A 15375-nucleotide genomic window follows, 5' to 3' on the forward strand; every position below is an offset into this window, starting at 1 on the left:
TCGGTGACCGCTTCACCAACGCCCTACGCTGAGATTTATTTAACCGACCTCAGCACACAGAATTCCTGACACCTCCGCCTTACCGTGCCTCAGCGATTCGTTCGACCGAATTATGTGGTCTAAGACCTCCAACTCAGCGAGTCCGTATCCCACGAACAAGACGGTGTAGTTCTTGAACATCTCGGAGAGAAAGCTCTGAACCTTGACGTCCGCATAGTGTTCAATATAGTCCTTGAGCGAAACGACCATCGAATCCGGGTTGGTGTACGTCCCATGAAGATGGATTACGGCACCTCGCTCTGCTAAGCGGTCCGCAGTAAGGTGTTCCCGAAGATAGTACTTCGGTCTTCTGGCTGGACCTTTGACTGGCTCTGCCTCTTCTCCAACTGGCGCGGCAACGGTCAACTCTTCTTGCGCCTCCTCGTCGAGCCACTTGTCATAGTTGGTGGTAACGAAAACAGGCCGCAAGCTAGAAAGCAGCTCATACAGTTCCACGCCAATCTGAGCCGGCTTTGAGGGGTGCAAGATGCCATCGAAGTCGATGTTGACCCCCTTCTCTTTCGCCAGTGCCATTGCGATGGACAAGGTGCGCCGGGGGTCTGCCAGCCCCCTCAACTGTTCGGCCTCGAGAAAGCTCAGCTCGCCCGCGCTCGCAAGCGTGCCAACCACTTGGTTCGCAAATCCTCGCCAATCAGGGCTACCACAGAGCATTGACGCCCCCGCACCAACGAACACAACCAACTCGCCGTGCTTTGCGGCATCCCGAATGGCTTCGCCGGGCCTGTACAGAGGGGTTCCGGTCATTTTCCCACCTCATCACCGGCCGCAACGGCATTACGTTGGGCAGCGTTCAACGGAAGCACCTCATTTGGCTCATCTCTGAAACTCTGCTGGAGAAGCGAAGTGTGGATGTGATGGCCTCTACGACCAGACACGCAGCCCCTTCGCTGTTACCCATAGTGCCTATGGCGATGGCAGTTCGGACATAAGGCGATTGCGTTTTCCACTGTATCTTCGCCCCCCTCGGCCAAAGGTCTCACGTGATGAACCTCTAGATAGGGGTCACCGTTTGCCTTCCGTTCAAACGGTGCCGGCCTTTTGCAGCCCTGGCACTTGCCGCTCGCCCTGTAGAGTAGCTCGGCAATTACATCAGGATTACGGACGAATACTCTTGTGAGAACAAAGCGTTCTTCTGGATGGGGGCTTGCCTTTGCGAGACGCTTCAGTCGACGTAAGGCATCTCCCCGCAAGGCCTTTGAGGCTTGCCGCACCAAAGCCACTTGTATTTCTGCGGCGTGGTCCCTGGAAGGTAAAGGGACTTCCGGCTTGCACTTTCCGCATAGCCTCCAATGGCCCGTCACACCCTCCAGGTTCTTCCTCGCCCACGCTACAATCAACTCGCCACTGCCTGAACACAGCTTGGTATACAAGCCTGTTGTGTAGGGCGCATTCCCTTCCCCACGAATGGTGCCGCAGGAAGACCGATGAAGCATCAACTTGTCGTTTCGGGCAGGATGACGAATGTTCAGCACAAAGCCGTCCCGCTCGTTGACATTCAACCATTTCAAGTAGCCAAGCTCATCGTTCTCGAAGTGAAAAATTTTGTGCATGTTCTAACGACCCAGCTGATTATCAAGGCGAGGAAGGATTTGCTTTAGGTTCGCGACTGCGGCTGACGCCACGCATGTACTCGTTTAGGTGAAACCACCATACCCTAACGTGACGCTTTGGACATGGCGTCCCAAGCAATTGACGGCTTACTCATCTGCAATGAGGAACCGACTCGGATTCTTCCCGAGCCAAGCCGGTGCCCGGCCGCGGCCCGACCAAGTTTTGCCGGTCTTCGGGTCGCGATACTTCGGCGGGAGCGGCTCCTTCGCAGCCTTAGGCGTACCACTTCCGGCAGGGCGGCCGCGACGGCGCTTGCCGACGACGTCATCCACGGACAGACCATATTGTTCCATCAGAGCGCGGATTCGCTCGATAACGCCAGCAACCTCAGTTGAGCGCGCTTCTGCGAGCTGTGCCTCGAGCGCTTCCTTTTGTGCAAGCAATTGCTTGTAAGTCGCCATGCTTTACCCCTGGGATTGAAATCGCTCCTCAAATAATGCTCCGGGCAGCTGTTTTTCCAAATGTAACATAGGCGAGATAGGCTGACTCATTGAGGCGTTAGCTGCTCAGCAAGCGTCGGGGTCAGATGCAGCAGCACGCGAATTTTGTGGTATCCATCGTACTGGGTAAGGCTGACCTGGACGCTGTGGGCCAATTGTCCGGAGAAATTGAGGCTACTCTTGTCCGCCAGGTCTCTCGCTTGTGCCAGCTGGGGCTCGCGTGCTCGGCATCGATTACTATGGCGTCGACTACGCAGCCGGCGCGCTTCGAAAGAGGTTCCGCTTCCCGAGTCAGCCGCTACTACCAGATACGTTGAAGCGAGTCTCCAGGTCGCTGTGAGCTTTCTTCGCCTGCTCTAGTTTTTGACGAGTCTCCTTGGCTCGCCAAACCAAATATGCGATGCCCACTACCAAAAGAACCACAAGCAATTCCATCGTTACCCTCTCGAATATCGCGCTGGTCGGTGCCACACCTCAATACCGCCAGCCTCTACCATTTGAAAAAACACTAACCCTCCCGAATAGGCTCTGTTCCCGTCTACGCAAAGCCCTCTTCAGTGGGGTTCTGGCGTAGCAGCGGTGCTTGCGTATCCGTAAGGGCATCACTCATTCGGGTGAAGAAGGTGATTTGCTGCTCTGGACTGGGTTTTGCCAGCAAAGAGCCGGGTATGGACGCCGACGTGCCACCAGATTCCGCAGGTATGCGCAGATATAATGCGGACTTGCCCACACTTGCCCAAATTCGATGGAGCAGCTTCTCGAAACAACGCGTCTTCTCGCTGAGGTCACGCGAGTTGCGGCTCTGCAGCCCAAGGACCGCCTGCAGGACCCGTGGTGCCGAGCATTGATGCGGCAGCCAGGCGCCCGCCGCCACCTAGAAAACCAGCACGGGCTCCCCGCCCACGTTGCCCAAGCTAGCTATGTGGCAATGGTTGTCGGCTGCTTCCTTAACCTTGACGAATCTATGCCCGCGCCATTGCCCGTGTCGGGGCTAAAGGCGGGCAGGATTAGGGCGGCTGCAAAGAAGCTGGATGACGAGGTGGAAGGCGTTGCGGCGTTGAGCAGCACTATCGCGCAGCCGGCGTTTCGGTCTTCCCTCGACAAGCTACGTGAATTCTCCCCACCTCAAGATGTGCCTGTTCGCACCCGCAAAGGGAACCCTGAGCGCAGACAGTTTATTTGGGCCGTAGCGGAAGCCTTCTTCCAGCATTTCGATAGCTTCCACATGGAGGCAATCACGGAAATCGTCGCTTTGCGTTGGCCGGATACAGACGTACGCACGGTTCGCTACGAACTGACCGCTGAGCGGCAAGGCCAGATTGCTGAATCGGCAAAAAGGCAAACGAATGCCAGCGGTGAAGCAGCTGCTGTCGCGGCCGCCACCCTGACACGCGCGCAGCGTAGGGTTGGCGCAGTAGCAGACGACGCGCGAACCGACGCTCAGCGAATCGGCGACGCACTCGCCGCACTGGAAGGAATGGAAGACAGCGAGTTGGGCGCCAGTCTGGTTTACGGGCTTCAGTCTGTCCTGGCGGACTTCGACTACCAGCTTCCGGAGGGCTGAGTCAAGACACCAAAACTGCGGAACACGCGACTTGGTGTCCGGAAACTAAAGCAAGGTTCTTCAAGAAAGTGCCGACTTATACGCGTAGCGGCGGTAGTTGGAAGATTGAGGCGTCACAACTCCACCGCCTGAAGAGCGGTCGCCTCATGAACCTCGAACTGTTTCCTTCCTACGACGAAGTCAGCAGCGACGACGCTTCGCCAACCGCGCTGGACCCGACCTCGCGCGACCGCCGACTAGCTGAAATCGCTAAGCTGTCCCGCAGCAATCACCACACGACACAAGCCCAGCGCCTCGCAATCGCACTGAAGGAGCTCCAGTCAGTGTCGACGTACGAATGCCGCAAGTTTCTGGACATTTACTGCCCGCCCGCGCGCAAGTTCGACCTGGTACAGCAGGGCCTCCGTATTGAAACGCACTGGCAAACGGTTCGTATGGAGAGCGGCCAGGAGCATCGCGTCGGCGTCTACGTCCTTGTCTAAGCGGGCAGCCAGAAGGGACGGCGGCTACGGGGATTCCATTTGCGACTCAATCCGGCGCCTCGCTTTGGCCCTTGCCAGCCTCCTTGGCTGCCCTTGGCGCATACCTCGGGGCACAATAACCTTCCGAAGTAGCGCTTCGAAGATGGTGAGCGTCAGCGAGCCGGGTTAATGCCGCAGGCGTTCTAAAAGGGATTCAACAGGGTTAGCTTCCGTGGAATCCGAAATACTGCCCCCGCGGAAGTCAGTTTTCTGAACCGCCGCAGCCGCAAGTCCACACTCTTGGCCGCAAGTCCACCGCTCAAGCAGGCCGGCTTCTTAACCGGAGTCGTTTGACCTCGAAGCAACGAAGTCGAGTAGTCGGCGCACGCAGTGGTGCGGCATGGCCTTTCCGTACTTGGTCCGCAGGACGCCGGAGCGACGACTCCAACTAGACGAAAGCGTAAGCCGGCCCATGAAGTTGCCTAGGACAATGCCGGTACGGTTACAAGGACGCCGGACAAGGAAGCTGACCGACGCTGGCGGCAATGCCCCGGCGCCTTCCCCACCAACTGAGCGTTGTATCTCACCATCATCTAGTTTTAACGCTATACCTAAGGCGAGCAGATTTATGCCTGCATTTTTTCTACTGAGCCATACCTGCAACTTTGCCCTCTTCCAACTTCAAAGGCAGGACCTTCTGGACGCTCCGCACCAATAGTGCGATGAAGGGACGGCGGCCCCCACGTCTCAGCTGCGGCATAGCCTTTATCATGCGCCCCCTTAAATCGACATGGCACCGGCAGTGCGCTCACCGGAAACGCTCCGCCTCCTTCTGCTTAGCACGCCGGACCATGCGCAGTGGCAGGGCAAAGTCCCTTATCGCGACTGAGCGATGTGCTGCTCGTAGCGGACGAATGAATCATCTCGCCGCAGATGCGCGTAGTTCGCGAGGACAGTCGCCAGGGTGTCATTCAGCAGCTCCGCAACGGTCAAGAAATCTCCCGGGTTCTTGCGCAACCAGTCGGTCGCAACCAAATGTCGAACCGCATGCGGCCCGAACCCTGGCGAACCGGGAATGTAGCGCCTCGTCAACTGCAGAACAGTGTCCGAAAGTCCCTCCCAAATTTTTCCCTCTTTGTCTCCGACGAATAGGTAGGGGCTACTCTTGCCGGCTAACAATGTATCTCGGTACTCACCAATGTACTCGTCCAGCAACGGCTTAACCCAGTCAGCAACCTTGACGTTGTAATTGCGCGACTGCTGGCTGCTCCCATTCTTCAGATGCAACGGCTGCAACTGGATACGCCACCCTTGCGTGGGATTGCCGCGAACGGTGCCGTTTCCATTCGGTAGCCATGTCAGTGAAGCCAGCGTTCGAATACGCATCGGATTGGATAGCAATAAAGCAAGCACAAGCGCGTTCCGCTTGTGTCGCGCTTCGGTGATGCTTCCCGGTCTAGAGTCGGCCGCATCTGCCTCGATTCGGTCAATGGCTTCGAGAAGCGGTTTAAGAGGACTCGGCAAGGCGAGAAGGTCTGCAATTGGCTCCTCAGGATTGCGACTGACGCCTGTCGCAGTACGGATATAGTCGCGCAGCATTTTGTGGCTTGTTGAGCACATCACTTGCCATGCTTCTGGACTTGGGGGTTGTAGCTGCATCGGCAATCGCTCGCGGAAAACTTCTGCCTGTTGCCACAAATATCCGGTCTGGGGGCGAAGCAAGCTAGCAATAGCACGGGCAAATACCTTCTGCCCGTTGTGGCGGATTCCGGCCGATTGGTCACTCATCCATTGGAGATAGCACTCAAGTGCGCGAGGATGTGCGCACAACGCCAGCGTCTGAACGGGAGTCTCGCTCCATGAGATGCCTCCCTGCTCGGGGCCTAGATTGGAGACCACGCCAAGGAAGGAACGAATGTTTGAAATAAACATGTCGGCAGTGGGACAAACCATCGCACCCCGCTGCGCCAGTTTGCTAACGCTCGTGGACATCGTCGCCGGGATAAGGCGCCACTGCCCTCGTGGCTGGCGTTCAAGCGTTGGAAAATGGGCAACCTTGTAGTCAAAGAGCCCTCGCCACTCCTGCAAGAGGGATTCGCTCAACTCAGATTCCGGAAGCTTCAGGCCATGTTGCTGGCGCTGAGCCATGCGCAATCGATGAGAAGGTACAATACCGGACGAAGCCTCCTTTTCGGTCGGCTTCTCGACAAGGCTCACGAGCGCCTCACGCTCTAGCCCGAGTTGAACCTCAAGGCGCCTCAATCCGGGAAACGCGTCTGGGCGCGGATTCACTCCTTTGAGCCACCGACCTAGTTTATCGGGGTCGAGACCAGCCTGTTTGGCCAATTTAGGAGGAGCAATACCTGAATTCGCGATACATTGGCGGAGGACGGCAGCGAGGCTGCTTGGTTTGACAGCCACCTGGCGGCCAGGGAACAGCGTTTGTTGGAAAAGCCTTTGAATTGCTTTGAGCTGAAGTGCGCGGTCACGACGAGTCCGCGGTGCGACGTTGATGGCTTCAAGATACCCGCGCAGCTTTACCTCAAACTGACCCGAGAGTTCCACTCCGACGTTTGACTCCAAAGTCTTACCGCAAAATGCTAGATAGCCATTCAAGGCACTCAAGTGGTTGCGATATTGCTGTAATGCGGAAGGACTCGGACCATAATCGAGAGAAAAGTGTTGTTTCAGTTTGGTTACGAGGTCGGCGTAAGGGAATGCCATGAGTAGCTCCGGTGGGTTGGAGCCCGCAACGACGCCGCAGAACTGAGTGACTTGTATTACGTTATCTGCCGTAACGGCGAAATAACGTTGGTTTCCCAAGTAGTTGAAGCTAAAGTGTTTTTCCTTCATTTCTTTCCTCTCTGCTTAGCAGGCAGGAGGACTGCGTAGCGTTATCGCGAGCGATTACTCCCCGTATAGCTCGGCGAGAGGAGGATGATTCGCGCAACGCGCTACTCTCGTTGTGATGCGCGGCCGCGAGCACCAAAGCCTCCTATTTATGCGAAGGACCGAACGTGCACCCAACTCTACAATGTGCATTGCTCTCGCCGCTTGGTCGAATAGCTTCTTGCCCGTGGGCTGCTCCTGGGGAAACTCTTGTCATTCGCGCGCAAAAAGGCATAATGGAGCACATCTCAATAGATAGCCGGGCGAACCGTCGCTCGCCGCCTTACCTCTGGTACCTTCACACCTCCAAATGAGTGCAGAAGTCAAGACCACGGCCATTCCTGCAGCGGGGTACGTCTACCAAACCATGCAGGGCGTGAACCTATTGTGTGATTGGCTTGACTCCCCTACGCGCTACACCCGCGTTCGTTTCGAGTGTGATGAGGACGCCGTCGCACCTCAGGGCCTCGACGACCTGGTTGCGGAACGCCCCGACCGACGCGTCGACCTATGGCAGGTGAAATTCACACCTTCTCCAGACAAGCATGCCCTGGACTGGGATTGGCTACTCGACAAACCAGGCAAAGCAGGTGGAAGGTCTCGGTCTAATCTGCGCAAGTGGTTCGATGCATTTGAGGCTATCGAACCATCTCGGGTCGGAGACATTCGACTGCTCACCAACCGGGTGCCTGACCTCGCGGTGGAATCTTGCCTTGCTGGCGGCAATTTCATCGATTACACGCGCGCGCCGGATGATGTTCGAACGAAGGTGGAGCAAGAACTCGACGGGGCCGGTAACGCCCAGCGGCTCTTCAAGGCGCTGGAGGTCCTGCACAGTGACAAGGGTTTTACCGGCATGGAAAGCCATGTCACGAGTAGGCTTCGGCGCTACGGTACGGCCGAGGGTGTAGAGACTCTCAAGAACAGGGCAGTCCATTGGTCTATCGAGAAGAATCAACCAGCACCTGACGGTTGGATTACCCTCGACCTCCTGAGTGTGACCCTGAAAGTTGTTGCCCCGGAACCCCTCCCAGAGAATTTTGTCATTCCCTCTGGGTATCGAGTGCCTGACAACGCGTTCTATCACTCATTCATCGCCTCCATTGAAGCGTCACCGCGGCAACCGATTGTTCTGACTGCCCCCCCTGGCCGAGGCAAGAGCACCTTTCTAAGCAAGGTATGCGAACTTCTCCAGAAGAAGGGCATTCCCTTTGTTCGCCATCACTATTACCTATCCGCCACTGACCGGACGCTTGACCGCCACACAAGCTTTGTCGTCCAGGAATCGTTACTGGCACAGATAAGGAACTTCCACAACGAGGTCGCGGTACACGACCTAACCTTACCCGCCGCTTTGGCGGCATGCGCCGCCCACTACAAGGCAAAGGGAAAACCCTTTGCTGTCATCCTGGATGGCCTAGACCATGTATGGCGCAATCAAGGCCACGACAAACGGCCCCTCGACGAAGTCTTCAACCAGGTACTGCCTGCCTTGGAAAACTTGGTCGTTGTAGTCGGAACGCAACCGGTCGATGATGCCCAACTGCCGAACCGACTGCTAACGGAGGCCCCGCGAAGCACGTGGAGAGAGCTTCCGGCCATGTCTGGCGACGCTGTGCTTCATTACCTGCGCAAGGAACTTTCTCAGGGGCGCCTGCGCATGGACATCAACGCCGACCAGGCCGAAGAGGAGCTTCAAGCAGCGGCGGCTGAGGTACGTGCCCGGACAAATGGGCACCCTCTGCACGTAATTTATGCGACAGAAGAACTCGTCCGCTCGGACCGCGCACTGTCCAAATGGAATGTCGAGCAGCTGGTCGGTGACCTCAGCCATGACGTAAAGAGCTACTACGGCTCGCTCTGGCAACTGCTCAGTGCAAGTCAGAGAGATGTCCTCAGACTGATTTGCCGATTCCCTTTCTTCTGGCCGAAGCCTGCCTTTGCCGACATCGCCAATCTCGCAGGTTTTTCCCCTCCCGCAATTACGGCGGTCGAGCACCTCTTGCACAGTTCCGCAGCCGGACTCAAGCCGTTTCATGAGAGCCTGGTTGTCTTCGTCAAACAGACTGATGAGTACGACAAGCGTGTCGCCGAGCTGACGCCCCATGTTGAGGCTTGGCTTAGTCGATTTGCGCCCAACGCTCTACGCGTCAACTGGCTATGGGCAGTTAGAGCCCAGCAAGGCCAGCCGGAGGAGCTTATCGGGGGACTCCAGCGAGATTGGGTGCTGGAGCGCCTACAGGAGGGCTATCCAAAGGAGCTCTTTGAAGGTCTTCTCAGCGAAGCCGAGGAACACGCAATCCAGCACGCACACTATGCCGACGCCTACCGCCTTCGCCACCTGAAAACCAGGTTGCTGAACAGTCTCTCATACCAACTTCCTGATGCAGACGCAGCCCGCCTCAAGGCGTGCACTTGGACGCTCGCTCCGGACGCTAGCGTAATTGAAGAGGCAATCGCGTCGCGTCACGAAACATCAACGGAAGATGTGGCTGCTCTCGGTCTGGCACTGAAGTCAAGGGGCAGCTCATTGACTGCGATTAAGTGCGCCGATGAAGCATTGCGGAGCTACCGCGGCGAGTGCCGGTTTGCCAGGAACAGCGGCTCCGACGCTCATTACCGAATACTCTACTTGGCGAAGGCATTTTCCGTACTTGGAGTGGTCGGAACTACCACGGGCGGGGCAGTTGAGATTGTTAGCACATACTGGCCACCAATCGTCAGCAAGTTCCTGGAAGCACAGGTCGAGAAGTTGAACTTGCGGGCGCTGGTCGACATCGCTGCGTCTCTTCCAGATGGAGACGCGAAGCAAATGGTGTGCGATGCCGCAGTTCGCGCAGCAGCGATGGCCGAAGCAGACCTCTCGGCATGGCACGAGCTTCCTCAGTTGTCCTGTGGCGTTCTTATCGGCTGCTTGGCAGCGATGACTGGGAGAAAGATGGGTGTCTGGGCGCGGTCACTCGATATTGACTGGCTGGACGGCAGCCATGAGGAAAGACAAGCATCTCTTGCCAGACTCGCACATGACTGGCTCTTTGGTGCAGCACTCCTCGCGCTGACCACCAAGGAAGATGATTTCTCCCTGCTCAAGGCCCCGAAATTCAAGGACCGGGAGAACGTATCGGATTATCTGAACTATTTAGGCGGATTGGGTCGAGATGTAGCAAAGCAATGGACGGCGCGAGAGCCTGTCTCATTCTCATACGTCTATGAGGCGTTCAATAGCATAAGTTTCCCAAATTATCGCAACTATCAGCGCGGCCAAGGAGCTTCGGACTTTAGATGCTCCCTCCACGCCATCGCAATCGACATACACCTCCTGAGTTCAAAATTTGGCCGGAGTCCACTTGTCGATGCGGATGAAATGCAGCGTGCCATGAACCTGCCTTGGTTCGACGCGAATCAGTTCCGGACGCAGTACGTATCCGGCGGCGTCAAGGTGCTTTCGGACGGAGCAGCCGACCTCTTCATCCGCAAGCAGTTGGAGTCTTTGGACGCCAGCGTCAATGAGGAAACTGGCGTACGTATGATGGCCTGCCTCGAGCTCTGCGAGATGGCCCTGCGGCACCTCCTTAGCCCGCTCGCAGCAGACCTGTGCCGCAGAACATGGGAACTGGTGCTCGGTTACGGGCAGCGGAAGGACCCGGCGCTCTCTGACGTCATGGACGCGCTGGAGTACCTGGAGCCCATCGCTCCTGATGACACTCGCAGGCTGCTGGCCAACATCGCCCCACAGGTGCACAACGTTTTGGATTACACCGACGGCAAAGGCACCAGGCACGTCTTGGCCCAAGCAGATGAACTTCTTGCAAAGTTGGACCGATGCGCCCTTGCAGCGAAACACAGAGAGCATACGGAGGCCGGCAAATGGTATCACGCGGAGAATAGCCTAAAGACATTCGTCACGTCGGCAGACTCTAGCACGCCAGTGCTTAGCGCGGTGATGCGAACGGGGCTTCATGCAGATGCCCTGGACTCATTGAAAGAGGCGGCAGCGGAAGGGAACTCGAATGCAGCGCACATGCTTGTACAGGCCGAAGAGCACGTCGGCGCCTACGTGGGTCAAATCCTTGAATCACGGCCAGGTAACTCAACAACAGACTGGAAACCATTCCCTGGTGATGTCAAGACTTACTCGGTGGCCGACCTACCGCGACTACTGTCGGACCTGACTGGGTACTACGGTGTTCGCGGGGACATCCTGCGCGAGTGGTACGTCTATTGGGAAGCTCAGGGGAAAGGCTCGGAGTTAATCGCAGCGCTTGAGCCGAAGTTGTTATCGGAGAACTGCCGTGACGACGACCTGGACGAACTGCTCGACCTGGCATTTGCGGCGAAGCTGAAGCTGGAAGGTGCGGCCGCAGCCTTCCCATACATCGTGCAGGCACAACTGGTCAAGGGCGGTTGGCTGGGTCCAATGCACATGGAACGGCGGGAAGTCACCGAAGCTCGGTTGAGGCTCGTTGTTCAGAAGTACCCCAATCGGTGCGACGAGTTCTTCTTGAAGTCAGCGTTCAGTCGGTATTCCGAGCCAAGGCAGAAGCGCGTCATTCCGAGCGACGTGATGGTCTTCTTCTTGGGCCTTCAAGGTCGGACCGCTGAGGCGGTTCAGTTTGCTGAAGCCATGGTCCTAAGTGTTCAAGAGGACACGAGAACATTGCGCCTTGAGCAGCCAGAATGGGCAAGGACGCTTGCCGGCACTGAGGAGAATGCACCTTGAGCGCGGACCTTGAGTTGCTCATTGCTCGCATTCGCTGGCCAATTGCCGCGACGCGATGGTGGGCCATGCAAGAGCTCGCGGCGTTGCTGCTCTCCCCGGAGACTCGAGAGGAGGTATCGAAGCAACTGTTGGCGGAGTTGGCCCGCTGTCGCCTGGAAGCCGAAACTGTCGAGCTAATCTGTATCTTCTGGATGGCGGCCCTGAATGGCTACAAGCCGCCGTCAGACCTGACGTCAATGTTGTCCACCCCCTCGTTGCTAGCCGCGCTGCTGCTAAGGGACATGAAACTCGAATTGCGTAAGGGGCCCAATCCTCCACTAGAAGTGGTTCCCGACGAATTTGAAGTGCCCGGAAAATTTCTGGATATGCAGGGTGTCGACATACCTCGGATTTACTTCACCTGTCTGACGAAACTGGAGCGAGACACGGGGCTTCCGTTCGTACGCCAATCCGCCTTTGAGTGGTCGAGGACAGAGGGGGCGTACCCAAGGGCTCCTCTCCAGGGCGACTTGGGTTACTTCGTACGTCCACTTGGAGACGGCGCTACAGGCGGCTTCGCATCCAGAGCCGTGCTACGCATGATTACGGCCTATCAGCGCACCCTTGACGTCGCGCGGGTCTTCTGGGGCGCCCCCGAGAGCTTCATATTGCCCTTGGTAGTCGAGGCACTCCCCTTGGACCCTACGCTAGCGTTTCTGCGTCCCACGCGCCCTTCGTGGTTGCCTAATCTCGGTGAACAAGTCACCGCAGATGCTGTATCGGTGGAAGGCTTTATTAGGAGCATGTCCAATTCTCTCTCCGCGGCTCAACCCGGCGCGGTGTTGCTCGCATTGGTGTCGCCAACATATGTAAGCAGCAATGAAATCGTTGAGCTGTCTGTGGTCCGTTGGCGCCAGTGGGGCGCGGCCGCCATAGACGCCAGCAAATTAGGGGCCCACTTCTACGACCGGCAGGAGCGCTGGGACTACGGCGTTTGCAATGCTCCTATATGGGGATTAAAGACATCTGTGCCAGCGCTCGCACTTAAAGACGTACTGGACCATGAAACAAATGCCGCGCCAATGGCCGCGGTGTATGGATTCAGCCGAATCGGGTATCTTCAAAAGGACCTCTACCCCTCCCGCCTCTACTACCCGGTCATGACCGGCCGCGATGGCCAACTCACAATCGAACCAAGGGACGGCGAATTGAGAATTTCGGCCGCACACGGACCAATGGCAATGGCCAGCTATTGGAACGCTGGATGGTCTCCAGCTCACCCCACGGGCATAAGTGGGCTCTGCGGGACGGGCTTGGTCCAAACATCGGATAGTCGACAAGCCCAATCTGAGCCTCCCCCCGATGGCTACTTTTACCTCTGGAGGATGACGAAACTGAAGCGTTCGAACAACTATGAGTCATTTGTAACAGACGAGCCAGTGTATGGCGTCGTCCGGCCATAAGAGCTGCGCACTGACGTATTAGAGGGTCTAGCGGAAGTGGGCATCGCGCAATCCAAATTTACAAGCAAGAAATCCTCTCGAAGCCCTCACTCCTATTCAGGCTCAAGAAATTCGGAGAGCGCAAGAGCTGGGCGCTTTCTGCAGTGGCCTAACTCCAAGCGTAGGTCATGTCCTTCTCCCAGAGTATGCACTCCAGACCCCGGGCAATCGCTTCAGCTGCCGCGACGGTGAGAGCCTGCTCGAAGAATATGGGCTTATCGGTCCATACTTCGTTGATATGGTCGCTCCCATCCGGCATAGCGCAGACCTCAGCAAGATGAGATACGTCGAAAGCAAGGTCCTGACCGATTTGCTCTGTGATGAGCAGCAGGTACCGCCGCGGAAGGACAGAGGCGCCAGTTCGCTCGCGGGCACCGTTGATGACGCTCAGAATTTCCGTCTGGAATAAGTCAGTGGCATACCGATGCACCGATACGTTGCCCTCCTTTGGCTGCTGTCGCGCCCATTCCCACCACCCAGCGTGCGTGACGGGGGGCGTGATGAATGGCTTCAAATCGCATTCAGTCCTTGCCTGGGCTTCTTTCCTCGCCCATTCGTCATAGTCGAGAGATGTAACCGCCTGGGGGTGACAACGGCTGAACTCGGTCCACTCATGGCGGCTGAGGCCCGCAAATACCGTCGCAACAGGCGGCGAGGATGTGATGCCGGTGGAGTTGCTACGGGGCCTTCCGTTGATAAAGAAGCCAGATTCACTTCCCATCGGCGGGGTGGGCATCACGTAGGTCACCCCCTCCAAGCGAAACGAAATGTCGACAACCGGTCCTTTGGAATCATCGGCCGCAGCGGGCTCGCGCAGCAGCGCATTCATGCGGTCCAGGGCGAGTTGATTCCATGCATCTCGTAGCACTTCATAATCCCGGAAGGGCCTATCCAGGTTAATAGGGGCGCAGTCGATGGGCCAGATGAAGAAGCTGTCAAACGTGTCGCTGTAGAAGTAGGCGCCGGACACAACTACGGCATCAATGTCGCTGGAGTCGTTTCTGGCGCGCCTTGCAACCAGTTCCATCAGCGCGCTGTGGCTCAAAGACGAGTAGCCATTGTTAATGACCCAAAGCACAGTGCTCGTCGCGTTGTGCTCGACACGGGACTGCTGGAGTTGCTGCCGCGCGGAACTGACAGCAGTCTTCACCGGTCCCTCGAAAATCCGGTCGTAGCTCCGCTGACCCTGTGCGTCGAGCAAGCCTCGGTCAAGTACAACGGTGGGTCGTGCGGGATACCGCTCACGGAAAAGCTTCGCGACTTTCTGTTGCCGCTCCGACTTGTCCAGGCCCTCGTCTTCCAGAATTTTCAACTCAATGACGCTAGAGCCGAGGACGAAATCGGCGCCCTTTAGGCTTCGCCTGTCCGCATCAGCGTGCGCGCGCTTTCCCCCAGTCCTGATGACGACCGTCTCAATCTCAGCCTCCGAAAGTCGACGAATCCGGAAAGACGGCAGGCCTGACGCCGGCTGACTGCGAGTCGCTTGATTCATTTCTTCCTGTGATGGTCGCTCGCTGGACTAGGATGTTCGGCGCCGCTTCACCTCGTCGAGGTGTCGCAGGATTTCGGCAAATGGGGGGTCCGTGACGTCAGCCGGGATGAATGGGTCGTCGATGCCACGCATGGCCGCGATGAGCGGCGAGCTGGCGTCGACCTGCCACGCGGGCACGACCGTAAGGCGCGTGAGTTCAATCCCCAGCTTAAAGTCCTCGTCGTCGACCAAGATGCCTGGCTGCGCAGCGTTAAATGGGCAAGGTTGGAGGATGACGCGACCGGTTCGCGAGTATAAGTCGAGCAGGAGTTCCAAATTTCGACTGGACGCTGGTGTCATGTCGTGCATCCTATACACCATCGTCATGAGTCGCATCTTCCCTGACATCCGGCCGCGCATGTACTGCTCGCCAACCCCGATGGCAACGCGGTAGTCCAGCGGACGGTCGCGACGGATGCCGGTAATCACGGTAACTCCAAGCCAACCCTCGCGGTCGGTCTGCGATACCTTCTTGCGCCATCCGCGGAAAATCTTGCGTCCCGCGTCGATGTTCTCGAACGCCAGCGCCATAAGAGGCGGCGTGTGGTGGTCTAATTTCCTCGGACAGGTCGATAGGAGGACAATCCGGAATCGACGAGGAAAAAAGATAGATGACAA

At 57.2% G+C, this 15375-nt stretch carries 11 protein-coding genes; 5 read left to right on the forward strand and 6 right to left on the reverse strand.

Annotated features, from left to right (window positions below; genetic code table 11):
* Positions 1 to 39 precede the first annotated feature (39 nt).
* Entirely contained in the window at positions 40 to 804 is a 765-nt protein-coding gene (locus tag AC3WL8_RS38520; RefSeq protein WP_492380136.1) for an SIR2 family protein, read from the reverse strand.
* Positions 805 to 950: 146 nt separating this feature from the next.
* Positions 951 to 1493, reverse strand: coding sequence for an HNH endonuclease (locus tag AC3WL8_RS38525; RefSeq protein ID WP_492380145.1), 543 nt, complete (start codon positions 1491 to 1493; stop codon positions 951 to 953).
* On the opposite strand from AC3WL8_RS38525, the gene AC3WL8_RS38530 reads away from it, so the two are divergent.
* Positions 1485 to 1658: a hypothetical protein gene (locus AC3WL8_RS38530; protein WP_492380146.1), complete on the forward strand. Its 174-nt coding sequence runs from the start codon at positions 1485 to 1487 to the stop codon at positions 1656 to 1658. The two genes, AC3WL8_RS38525 and AC3WL8_RS38530, sit on opposite strands and share 9 nt — an antisense overlap.
* A gap of 99 nt (positions 1659 to 1757) precedes the next feature.
* On the opposite strand, the gene AC3WL8_RS38535 is transcribed toward AC3WL8_RS38530, so the two are convergent.
* Complete coding sequence (locus AC3WL8_RS38535; RefSeq protein ID WP_492380137.1) at positions 1758 to 2072, reverse strand: H-NS histone family protein; 315 nt, start codon at positions 2070 to 2072, stop codon at positions 1758 to 1760.
* 784 nt (positions 2073 to 2856) lie between these two features.
* On the opposite strand from AC3WL8_RS38535, the gene AC3WL8_RS38540 reads away from it, so the two are divergent.
* Positions 2857 to 3675 (forward strand): hypothetical protein, encoded by an 819-nt coding sequence (locus AC3WL8_RS38540; protein WP_492380138.1) that lies wholly within the window; start codon positions 2857 to 2859, stop codon positions 3673 to 3675.
* A gap of 146 nt (positions 3676 to 3821) precedes the next feature.
* The gene (locus AC3WL8_RS38545; RefSeq protein ID WP_492380139.1) at positions 3822 to 4157 is read left to right on the forward strand and encodes a helix-turn-helix domain-containing protein; all 336 of its coding nucleotides are present in this window, start codon (positions 3822 to 3824) and stop codon (positions 4155 to 4157) included.
* 855 nt (positions 4158 to 5012) lie between these two features.
* Here the strand turns inward: AC3WL8_RS38545 and AC3WL8_RS38550 are convergent.
* Positions 5013 to 6989: a site-specific integrase gene (locus tag AC3WL8_RS38550; RefSeq protein WP_492380140.1), complete on the reverse strand. Its 1977-nt coding sequence runs from the start codon at positions 6987 to 6989 to the stop codon at positions 5013 to 5015.
* Positions 6990 to 7335: 346 nt separating this feature from the next.
* Here AC3WL8_RS38550 and AC3WL8_RS38555 point away from each other — a divergent pair, with 346 nt between their 5' ends.
* Both AC3WL8_RS38555 and AC3WL8_RS38560 read left to right on the forward strand, forming a co-directional pair.
* Positions 7336 to 11745: an NACHT domain-containing protein gene (locus AC3WL8_RS38555; protein WP_492380141.1), complete on the forward strand. Its 4410-nt coding sequence runs from the start codon at positions 7336 to 7338 to the stop codon at positions 11743 to 11745.
* A gap of 65 nt (positions 11746 to 11810) precedes the next feature.
* A complete protein-coding gene (locus AC3WL8_RS38560) occupies positions 11811 to 13187 on the forward strand; it encodes a multidrug DMT transporter permease (protein WP_492380142.1) in 1377 nt (458 codons plus the stop codon).
* A 148-nt stretch (positions 13188 to 13335) separates the two neighbouring features.
* Here AC3WL8_RS38560 and AC3WL8_RS38565 read toward each other — a convergent pair whose 3' ends face one another.
* A complete protein-coding gene (locus AC3WL8_RS38565; protein ID WP_492380143.1) occupies positions 13336 to 14718 on the reverse strand; it encodes a hypothetical protein in 1383 nt (460 codons plus the stop codon).
* Between the two features lie 27 nt (positions 14719 to 14745).
* On the reverse strand, positions 14746 to 15375 hold a 630-nt coding region (locus AC3WL8_RS38570), incomplete at its 5' end, for a hypothetical protein (protein WP_492380144.1).

Source organism: Cupriavidus sp. FW305-F7 (genome assembly GCF_058782875.1).

What these genes read in the sequence shown, in the direction of transcription:
- AC3WL8_RS38520 (WP_492380136.1), bottom strand. Translation starts at nt 804, where the DNA reads ATGACCGGAACCCCTCTGTACAGGCCCGGCGAAGCCATTCGGGATGCC.
- AC3WL8_RS38530 (WP_492380146.1), top strand. Translation starts at nt 1,485, where the DNA reads ATGAAGCATCAACTTGTCGTTTCGGGCAGGATGACGAATGTTCAGCAC.
- AC3WL8_RS38525 (WP_492380145.1), bottom strand. Translation starts at nt 1,493, where the DNA reads ATGCTTCATCGGTCTTCCTGCGGCACCATTCGTGGGGAAGGGAATGCG.
- AC3WL8_RS38535 (WP_492380137.1), bottom strand. Translation starts at nt 2,072, where the DNA reads ATGGCGACTTACAAGCAATTGCTTGCACAAAAGGAAGCGCTCGAGGCA.
- AC3WL8_RS38540 (WP_492380138.1), top strand. Translation starts at nt 2,857, where the DNA reads ATGGAGCAGCTTCTCGAAACAACGCGTCTTCTCGCTGAGGTCACGCGA.
- AC3WL8_RS38545 (WP_492380139.1), top strand. Translation starts at nt 3,822, where the DNA reads ATGAACCTCGAACTGTTTCCTTCCTACGACGAAGTCAGCAGCGACGAC.
- AC3WL8_RS38550 (WP_492380140.1), bottom strand. Translation starts at nt 6,989, where the DNA reads ATGAAGGAAAAACACTTTAGCTTCAACTACTTGGGAAACCAACGTTAT.
- AC3WL8_RS38555 (WP_492380141.1), top strand. Translation starts at nt 7,336, where the DNA reads ATGAGTGCAGAAGTCAAGACCACGGCCATTCCTGCAGCGGGGTACGTC.
- AC3WL8_RS38560 (WP_492380142.1), top strand. Translation starts at nt 11,811, where the DNA reads ATGCAAGAGCTCGCGGCGTTGCTGCTCTCCCCGGAGACTCGAGAGGAG.
- AC3WL8_RS38565 (WP_492380143.1), bottom strand. Translation starts at nt 14,718, where the DNA reads ATGAATCAAGCGACTCGCAGTCAGCCGGCGTCAGGCCTGCCGTCTTTC.